We start from the raw sequence: 10,965 nt of genomic DNA on the forward strand, positions 1-10,965 counted from the left end.
AGGGCAATTACCGTGTGTGTATTTTTTGGGGTAATTGTCCTTTTTTATTGTCATCATATACAAAAACGGCACTGATGAAAACTCATCAGTACCGAATAGTGTAGAACCAAATAAATGATAAAATAGGATCAATAGTTGAATGGAGGAATAACTATGAGCACCTTAAATTTTGTCTATGGGCCAGCATCGAGGGATCATCAAAAAGAATTAGTTCATGAATTACATGATCAATTAATTGCACATCCAACAGACCAGTTCTTTTTCTTAGTACCTAACCATATTAAATTTTCAACGGAAATTGATGTTTTAAAACAGTTACGGACGATGGATGATCAGCCCCAAATTTACGCTCAATCACAAGTTCAGGTGCTTTCTTTTACACGATTAGCATGGTTCTTATTAAGAAATGAACCCGATTATCAAATTCCTAGGATCTCACAAAGTGGAATGACGATGTTAGTCGCAAAAATTGTCCAAGGACTTTCGGAAGACGATTTGAAAATGTTTGCCAAAGAAGCCCACCGGTATGGCTTTATTCAAGACTTAACATCTCAAGTACTGGAATTGCAAACCGCCAACATTGACCCTAGTGATCATGATGCAATTACCGAACATATTCAAAAATGGGCTCAGGCAAATAATGAGCAAATTTCCTCAGCTTTTTGGAATAAATTGACAGTTCTTTTTAAAGTTTACGAAGCTTTCCAACATGGGATGACAAACCAATTAAATACTACGGCGGTATACCAACTTCTGGCGAAAAGACTTAACCAGGGAGACTTTTCGCATACGCATTTTTTCCTCAATCGCTACAATGGTCAATTTTCAGCAATGGAGGAACAGGTTGTTGAAGCAATTATTAAGAATGCTGCTTCTACCACAATTGGACTGGTGCTCGATAAACCATATCGGAATGGTAAAGAACCGGAAGACAATACCCTTTTTTATCAAACAGGGATGCAATACCATCGGTTAGCAAACTTTGCGCAAAGTGATCCAGAGATAAAATTAGAGCCTGATATTGAAGCACACGATTTACGAGTGAATAAAGACCTGGTTGGTGTTGAAGAGTGGATGAAGGCACAAGTGCAGTTTAGTACACCACAACCACCAGCTGAGTTGAATAATAATGTACACTTTTTTACAGCGTCAACACGGTTTGCTGAGTTAGAACGGGTAGCCACTAAAATTCGCCAATTAGTAGCAAGCGGTCAGTACCGTTACCGTGATTTCCTAGTGTTGACTCGGCATTTAGACGGCTACATGACGATGCTAAAGCCAGTGTTTGATGCTAACGAAGTCCCAATGTTTAATGATAATGACCGTTCGATGACGAACCATCCGCTGGTAACACTGCTTGAAGCATTATTTAAAATTGCAAGTCGTCACTATCAATTACCGGATGTTTTGCAATTACTTAAAACCGGGTTAGTGATTCCACAGAAAATAGGTGATGATGGCCGTTCTTACTATCCAGTCCAGGAATTCATGAATGCAATTTATACGACTGAAAACTGGTGTTTAGAGTATGGAAAAACTGGTAATGCATGGTTGGACAAAAAAGAATGGCAATTTATCCCATATGCAAATCAACAAGTTGTTATTAATGAAGAACAACAGAAGCGTAATGAACAACGGACCAACCAAATCAACTGGGTAAAGAGCGTAATTCGTGAGCAGGTAGCCCCTATCGTTCAAAAACTTCAGGAAGCGACGGATGGTCAAACAGCGGCCCAGATTCTTTATCAAGGCTTGAAAAATTTAGGCATTGATCAGCAATTACAACGATGGACTAAGGAAGCAACTGATCGTGGCCAAATGGATCTCGCACAACAGCCCCAACAGGTTTGGAATGCATTGTGTAATCTTCTTGACGAATATGTCACCGTCTTAGGTAAGAATGGTACCTTTGATCTCGATGAATTCGCGGAGATTTTACAGGTTGGTTTTCAAACGGCAACTTATTCGCAAATCCCGTCGACAATGGATCAGGTATTAGTGTCAGAAACAGGAATTGTTCAAACAGATCAGCGGAAAGTAGTCTTTATGATTGGTTCTACTGATGATGTAATGCCAGAAGTAAAGATTAGTGACGGTTTATTAAGTGAACCTGATAAGGAGATTTTGCAACAAGGGTTGTCGGATGATCAATTCCTACCGATTTCTGGGATGCAACGGGTTGATAATGAGCCAATGATTAATTACTTAGGGATGCTAAGTGGCCGTGAGCAACTATATTTATCTGCACCAGAAATGGGGAATGACGAAGATAAATTAAAACTATCACCATATATGCAGGGGTTTGCTCAATATTATGGTCGTTGGGATAATCAAGCGCGGCGCTTAACAAGTGATCTGCCATTTGCTCCTCAACCACGGGCTGATTTTAATGAATTAAAACCATTCATAGGAGCGCCAGCATCGACATTGACCAACTATATTCAAGTGGAACGGCGTGCCAAGAATGATGGTCAATCGATTGGTGCAGGATGGCGAGCAGTTTCACGAGAATTAAATCATGAACGACTAGGGTGGCTAAAATCTAGTCTTAATTACCAGAATACAACTACTAAATTGTCATCAGATCTTGCAGCGCAATTATATGGCCACCTGGATCCAGAGGTGGTTTCTCAAAAAGCAAAAGCGCATCGATTAGGGCAAACTTTTGATGAATCAAGCATATTACCTGAAATGCGCCATAACACGCTAGTAACGTCAATTTCACAATTACAGACGTTTTATCGGAACCCATATGAATACTTCCTTAAGTATGGGCTTGGGTTAAAAAAGCGTGAAGAATTGGAGATATCAAACGCTAATTCTGGAACGTTCTACCATGACGCAATGGAGGCATTTATTCGTTTGCTGAAACAAGACCGGATTAAGTTAGCTGAGTTGGCGGATGATCAATTGGCGGCATACGTCGCAAAAGCAATCGACTGGGCCTTTAACCGTCAGCCAGGACTAGTTGATTTAGCTAATAATTACCTGCGAATTACTTACCAAAAACATCATTTGGAAGGAATTGTTTTAACGATGGCGCGGGTATTACGTAATCAAGCCCGGTTTTCTGCTGCTCATCCGATTACTACTGAGCAGGAATTCGGCAATCCAGGCGCGTTAGATGATCGTCATGACAGTCAGCCGGCCTACCGGTCCCTAATTTATGAGACCCATATCCGCAGTCCCAAAGCTGCTTCGCCTGATCGGAAACGAAAAGTTTATTTACGCGGGCGGATTGACCGAGTAGATGAAATCCATAATGATCATCAAGATTACTTGACGGTAGTCGATTATAAGTCAGCTAATAAGGAGTTTGATCTGGTAGATGCTTATGAAGGTCTTGACCTGCAAATGCTGACTTACTTGAATAATTTGCAAGCCAACTTGGATATTGCTAATCCAGAGCGGCCAACCGCAATTGCGGGAGCATTATATTTACATCTTTTTAATCCTAATTACAGCTATAAAGATGTAATCAAAGGATCACCAGAAATGACTGAATTGAAGCATCATGAATATAAGGGCATCCTGTTAAACAATGATGATGTTCTGCGTCAAATTGATGAAGGGTTGGCTGCCGACAAGCCGGATCCAGTTATTTTAGGGCTTAGCTATACTAAGACTAAGGACCTAATTAAAGCAAAGAAGGGTTCATTATTGGTGGATGATCAGCAACTTGCTCGGTTACTAGAACAAAACAAATGGTTAATCATCAATGCTACCCAGCAAATTTTTAGCGGTAATGTCGAATTGCGACCATTCCGTCGTGATCAGCAAACAGGCTTAGACTATAGCGATTACTTAGATATTTATCACTTTGATAATTTACTTGATCAAAACAAGTACCGGGATATTATTTTGACAGATGATGATGTGATGAAGAAATTATCAGGAAAGGAGGACGAACATGAGTAAATTTCAACCAACTCCAGAACAAATGCGGGCGATTAATGACCGGAATAAGGACATATTGGTTTCAGCATCGGCCGGTTCTGGTAAAACAGCGGTTCTTGTTGACCGGGTTATTAAGATGTTAAAAGAAGATCGGCACCTTAATATTGATGAAATGTTGTTAGTTACGTTTACTAAGGAAGCGGCTAAGAACATGCGGGAGCGGATTCGCCAACGATTGATAGAAGACAAAAATGATCAACATATGAAGAAGCAGATTAATCGTTTGGCACTTGCTAACATCAGTACGATTCACTCCTTTTGTGAGCAGTTAATTAAGCGTTATTACTATGTCATTGGGCTTGATCCTCAATACCGGTTGGTAACCGATGCAACTGAACAAGCGCTATTAAAGCAACAGGTTTGGGAAGAATTGCAGGAAAAACGATTTAAGGATGATTATTCCAAGGCGGATCCGCAAGATTGGCATTTTAGTCAGTTAGCGGAAAACTTTGCAGATCCGAAATCTAATGTCGGAGAAGGCCTCCAAGATGTAGTGGAGAAACTATATCAAGAGGCTAATGCACAACCTAATCCTGATAAATGGCTCCAAAAAGCGATTCAGAATTATGAAATTGGTGACGAACCAATTGTCGAAACGCATTTTTATCAAGAAGTTTTACGGCCAATATTACAACAGGTCTTAGAACAATTACTTGCCGATTGGCAACAATTAGCACAGCGGGCCCAAATAGCAGAATTTGATGATGTTGCGGAGTTGTTAAACAATGATGCTGCGATGATTAAGGATATGCTTGAAGCCCTTAAAACTGCTAGTTGGGATGAATTACAAGCTCAAATCAATAGCGTTGGTTTTGGGAAATTGAAAGCACATCGTTTTAAAGATGATCCAGAACGCAAAGCGGTTTATCAAGACCTCACCAAAAACGGTCGGACCATCCTCAAGAATCGGTTAAGCAGTTTGCACGAAAAATATTTTCAATATAATGAGCAACAATTGAAATCCAAAACCGCGGTGGCGCGGCAGATGGTTCAAGAACTGGTAGATGTGACCAAGGAATATCGAAAAGCCTATCAGCAAGCTAAATTAGATCGTCACATGTTAGATTTTAGTGATCTGGAACACTATGCTTATCAGATCCTTAACGACCAAAGTGATGTGGGACAGCAAGTGTTAAATGAACTTCGTCATCATTATAAAGAAATCATGGTGGACGAGTATCAGGACACTAACCGTCTGCAGGATGAATTGTTGGGACGACTACACGATCCGCAATTAAACCATTTATTTATGGTTGGGGATGTAAAGCAGTCAATTTATCGATTCCGTCAAGCAGATCCAACGATTTTTCGAGAAAAGTATGAACAATACCAAGGATCATCCGCTCATGATGAAATGATTGGCTTGGCAGAAAACTTCCGCTCAATGAGCAACATTACGGAATTTACTAACTTAGTTTTTACACAACTGATGGATCAAGAGATTGGTGATGTTGCTTATGATGACCGGGCTCAATTAAAATTTGCTGCTAAGTGGTATGATTCGAATCAAGTTACTCCTGCGGCAACCGAAATAATGCTATATGATGCTAATGCTGACAATGATACAGAACTCACCAATGAAGAAAATCAACAACGGTATCTGAAATTACCAGAAGGATCTGATAAGTACGCTGGTGAAGTCTGGATGATTGCCATGCGCATTCGTCAAATGCTAGATAATCAAGAGCTAATTTACGATCAAAAACTAAATCATGAGCGTCCAATTCAACCATCAGATATTGTGATTTTGGAACGGACGAAAGGGCCTAATAATCGAATTGTGGAACAATTTGGTCAATTAGATATTCCAGTAGTCGTCCAGGACGTACAAAATTACTTTAAAGCAACTGAGGTACGGACGATGATGTCATTATTGCGAGTCATCGACAACCCATATCAAGATATTCCTTTAGTGGCAGTTCTTCGTTCGCCAATTGTTAATTTGACTGAGCCAGAGATGGCATATCTGAGGGTGAAAAACCGTCATAGTAACTTCTACGAAGCATTACAAAGCTTTGAACAAAGTTATACGACCGATTTACCAGAAGAATACGATGTTGATCCAAAAAAGTTACACGTGAAACTTTTGCGATTTATGAAACAACTGCAGAAGTTTAAGGTAACAGCACAACAAGAGTCACTCGTTGATTTAATTTGGCAAATTTATCAAGAAACGGGTTATCTTGACTATGTGGGTGGAATGCCGGGTGGTAGCCAGCGCCAAGCTAATTTACATGCCCTTTACGAACGAGCACACGCATATGAACAGTCTAGTTTTAAAGGGCTATATCAATTCATTAATTTCATCGAAAAAATGCAAAAACGAGATGAAGATCTTGGTGAGGCACCAATTGAATTAGCCACTGATGCGGTAAATGTAATGACCATTCATGGTAGCAAGGGATTACAATTTCCAATTGTCTTTGTTATTGACCTGAATCACCAGTTTAATTCACATGATACGACTGGTGACCTTGTGGTAGAACCTCATATGGGAGTTGGAATTCGGTATCTTGGTGATGCTCCAATGAAAGGAGAACACCAATCATTGACGGCTGAACATATTAAAGTTAAATACGATCTACCACAACGGACGGTCGTAGCGGATGCGATTACAAGAGCCAACCGTGCAGAGGAAATGCGGCTGTTATACGTAGCCTTAACACGAGCTGAACAACGGCTCATTTTAGCTGGATCAGTCAACGAAAAGAATTCGCGTAATAATTTGAAATCATTGTGGACACGCTGGAATAAGGGGCAACAAGGGAGCAACGTTGTCTTGGGACCTCAATTACGATTAGATAGTCATTCAATGCTAGATTGGATTGGTTTGACCTTAGTTCGTACTCCGCAATTTAATCCGCAAGAATTCGGTATGGATGATGTGCCTACGGGGAACAACGTCCAACTCCCTAATGCGGATTATGAACTAAAAGTTTTGACAGCCAATCAAGTGGAGGATAATTTAGCAAAGTTACGATCAACGCGTGGACAACAAATTATCCAAGATGCGGGGAGTCATCCATTAACAGCAGATGAACGACAATTTATCCATCAAGTCTTAACAATGAAGTATCCATACCAGGCTGCTACACAAACGACCGCCTATCAATCAGTTTCTGCAATTCGGGATGTGTTTGCTAATCAGGATCCTGATGATACTCAGATGGGACGATTAACGTTTAATAAAGCAGAAGTGAAGGATGAGGGTCAGTACCTGCGCGGTAATTTTAACCAACCTCATTTTATGCAAAATGACAACCAAGCACCTTTGCCAACAGAGGTAGGGACAGCTACTCACTTGGTTTTTCAAATGCTTGATTTATCGACTAATGAGGTCACCGAGCAACAAGTACAGGCTACTATTGATCAATTATTGGCACAAAAGCTGATTGCCAACCACCGAGTTGCGAGTCAAATTGATGTCAAAGGAATTGTCAAATTTTATCAAACGGCATTAGGCCAACGAATCCTTCAAGATCCACAAGCTTTAGAACGTGAAAAGCCGTTCTCCATGCTGATGGATGGTCATCAGTTGTTTAAGAATCTCACCGCTGATGATGGTGAAATTCTAATTCACGGAATTATTGATGGCTATTTGCAAGGAGCAGATGGTCTTGAGTTGTTTGACTATAAGACTGATTATTTACGATCAGGTGATCAGAAACGGTTGGATGAAATTATTGATCGCTATCAGGGACAGGTTAATTTATACGCTGCAGCTCTAAAACAGATGACGGGTCAGCCAGTTGCTCATCGCTACCTTTACCTTGTTAAAACTGGAGAATTATATGAATTGTGATCAACGGAGGATAAATATGACGTTGCTAATAATTACTAAACTATGCGGATTGAACAAGGGTGAAGCAGGTTTTTAATGATGAAATATCAGAAAATAAAAATCTATTGGCAATCATTAGGGATTGTATTAATTCTTGATTTCATTCTGGAATTAGTCCTAAAAGGATTGCGAATTATTAACACAGTTCTCCTTTTAAAAGCCGAAGTTCCCATAACATCGTTGGTAAATGTTAAGCGGATTATTGATACTCACCCGCTAGTAGCAGGGTCAATAGTAGTTGAATTACTCCTTCTTTGGTTATTTTTGATAATCATGCTAGCAGCACTAATGATTGGGCTTGTTACCATCGTTAATGGACAGTCGTGGCATCAAAGTTGGTACCAACTACGGAGGGCTGTTCAGCAAATCCGCTTCAAAACAATGTTGATTTTTTTAGTCGATTTCATAGTTTTAACGCCAATTTTTAGCGTGGCATTTCGGACACCATTATTAACTATGATCCGGATTCCTGAGTTTATTCTTGACTATGGAACTCGTAAGTGGTGGTTATGTGTACTAACACTTATTATTTATATGATCAGTTGGCCAATTGCGGTGCGTAATCTCTATATCTGGTCGTTAGTTAATATTTCTGGTCAGCCTATTAACCAGGCTTGCGTGCAAAGTAAGCAACTTACCCTGAATGGTAAGTGGCAAGGAACGACGTGTCGGTTAGGTGCTGTCTTAGTTAGTGCAGGATTGGTTAGTTGGACGGCTAATAGTTTGCTATATGGAATACAGTATTGGTTCCAACCAAACAATCAATGGTTCAGTACGATCAGCTTAGTAATTGCTGAAATCGTTGCCTTAATGCTCTGTACATGGACGCTAATGGAATGGACAGTGCAAGTTACTCACGTGAATGATCACCAAATTGCCAGGCCGCTAATCAATGGTTGGACAGCGGTTGCGTTAATAATAATGATCTTCAGTGCTGGAATGATGAGTAAACAGTATTTTGCAAGACAGTCTTTGAAAATGCCAATGACGGTGTCTCATCGCGGTGTGACAGATGGTAACGGAGTGCAAAATAGCATTAGTGCATTAAAGCGAACTAGTCGTAAATATCATCCGGATTATGTTGAGATGGACATTCATGAAACTAAAGACCATCAATTTGTGGTGATGCATGATGAAAAATTACGAAAGCTGGCCGGGGTTAATAAACGACCAGGGCAATTGACGTTACGACAATTGGAACGCTTGTCGATTCATGAAAATGGTCAGCGGTCAAAGATTGCTAGCCTTAATGAATATTTAAGTGCTGCCGGTGCGATTCATCAAAAGCTGATTATAGAACTGAAAACTACACAGTATGATTCTCCAGATGCTATCCAGCGATTTAACCGGCAGTATGGTCAGTTAATTGTGCACCGGCACTATATCGTCCACTCGCTGGATTACAATGCGGTGCATCAATTACACCGCTTGAATCCGCAAATGAAGGTGTTATATTTACAAGCCTATAATTTCACTAATCCGGTGTCGCAAGTGAGTGGATTCAATAACGAGTATTCTACATTAAATAGTAGGTTTATTAATGCGGCTCACCACCATCATCAGCTAGTTTATGCCTGGACAGTAAATAATCGTGGGGCGATGCGTCAGTTATACAATCAACAAGTTGATGGAATTGTGACCGACCATCTGGCGGAATTACAGACGACACTACGTCAAGTAAATCATCAGCAAAATCGTGCACGACGCTTTTGGAACTACTTAAACCCAATTGCTAATTTGCCTAATAATTAATAAAGATCAAAAAAACGCTGAGCGCTCAAATTAATGAGTGTTCAGCGTTTTAAAGTATAACTGGTGATTACCAACTGTAATCTTCTGTATCTTTAATACCACGGCCAGTTGCTTTATCCAATAGAATTCGTTGTTCGAAGTGAGCAACATTCCGCTTAGTTTGTTTAACCATATCAGGGTTAACGGAAATAGCATTAATACCACTTTGGATCAAGAATTGCGCGAATTCTGGATGAGTTGATGGTGCTTGTCCACAGATGGAAACCGTCTTGCCATCTTTATGAGCAGCTTTGATCAGGTGACGAATAGCACGTTTAACAGCTAAGTCACGTTCATCAAATAATGATGCAACAGTTTCATTATTCCGGTCACAGCCAAGAATCAGCATTGCGAGGTCGTTACTACCGATAGAGTAGCCATCAACAAATTGATTGAATTTATCGGCGCAAATGATGTTAGATGGAATTTCAGACATCATCAAAACTTTAAAGTCATCGCTCCGGTATAGTCCTTCTTCATGCATAATATCGGTGATGCGTTGAGCTTCACTGACACGCCGAACGAATGGAATCATGACGTTCAGGTTCTTTAAGCCAAATTCGTTCCGCACTTTCTTTACGGCTTTTAATTCTAGTTTGAAGGCTTCGATATACTTTGGATCGTAGTATCGAGAAGCACCACGCCAACCAAGCAAGTCGGATGGTTCATGAGGTTCGTACTTGTCGCCACCCTTTAAATTACGGTATTCACTTGACTTAAAGTCAGAGAACCGAAGCACAACTGGTCGTGGACTCATGGCACGACAAACGGTGCTGATACCGTCAGCTAATTCATTAACAACTTTTTCGGGATGGCCAGTTTCAATTAGGTAAAGAGGGTGTTCATGAATGTATGTTGTCCAGAGGAATTCTTCACGCATCAATCCAATACCATCCGCAGGCAAGCTAGCATATTTATCTGCTAATTCTGGATCACCAAGGTTCATCAAAACCTTTGTACCAGTTGGAGCAAATTGTTCAGCTGCAACAACGGCTCCATCAGCAGCAGTAGCTTGTTTGATTGGTTTAACAATTGATTCAACGTTACCCTTGTAAACAACCCCATTTTTGGCATCAACAGTGACTACGTCGCCGGTCTTAATGTAGTCCATCGCTGCTTTTCCTTTACTCTTGGTTCCAACGATACAAGGAATCTGCATTTCACGAGAAACAATTGCGGCGTGGCAGGTCATTCCACCATTATTGGTGATAATAGCGGATGCCTTCTTCATTGCTGGGACCCAGTCAGGAGAAGTTTGAACAGTAACTAAAACGGTTCTTTGTCAATCGGTACTGATAATAAAATTTACAGTTCAAGCAGTCATTTTGCTTGGGCTGTTTTTTGTTTTGCAATTAGAACTAACTGTTAAGTGAGAG

The 10,965-nt window shown here is 40.4% G+C and carries 3 protein-coding genes and 1 pseudogene; 3 read left to right on the forward strand and 1 reads right to left on the reverse strand.

Going from position 1 to position 10,965, the window contains the following annotated elements; all coding sequences use genetic code 11:
• Positions 1–153 precede the first annotated feature (153 nt).
• From H5975_RS05635 to H5975_RS05645, 3 genes are all read left to right on the forward strand, one after another.
• A complete protein-coding gene (locus H5975_RS05635; RefSeq protein WP_204785232.1) occupies positions 154–3,918 on the forward strand; it encodes a PD-(D/E)XK nuclease family protein in 3,765 nt (1,254 codons plus the stop codon).
• The gene (gene addA / locus H5975_RS05640) at positions 3,911–7,759 is read left to right on the forward strand and encodes a helicase-exonuclease AddAB subunit AddA (protein ID WP_204785233.1); all 3,849 of its coding nucleotides are present in this window, start codon (positions 3,911–3,913) and stop codon (positions 7,757–7,759) included. The genes H5975_RS05635 and addA overlap by 8 nt, the downstream gene beginning before the upstream one ends.
• A 75-nt stretch (positions 7,760–7,834) precedes the next feature.
• Positions 7,835–9,550 (forward strand): glycerophosphodiester phosphodiesterase, encoded by a 1,716-nt coding sequence (locus H5975_RS05645; RefSeq protein WP_204785234.1) that lies wholly within the window; start codon positions 7,835–7,837, stop codon positions 9,548–9,550.
• A 67-nt stretch (positions 9,551–9,617) separates the two neighbouring features.
• On the opposite strand, the pseudogene H5975_RS05650 reads toward H5975_RS05645, so the two are convergent.
• Positions 9,618–10,871, reverse strand: a pseudogene (locus H5975_RS05650) (putative PEP-binding protein); the annotation flags it as partial.
• Positions 10,872–10,965: the final 94 nt, after the last annotated feature.

Source organism: Limosilactobacillus coleohominis, assembly GCF_016901675.1.
GTDB lineage: Bacteria > Bacillota > Bacilli > Lactobacillales > Lactobacillaceae > Limosilactobacillus > Limosilactobacillus intestinavium.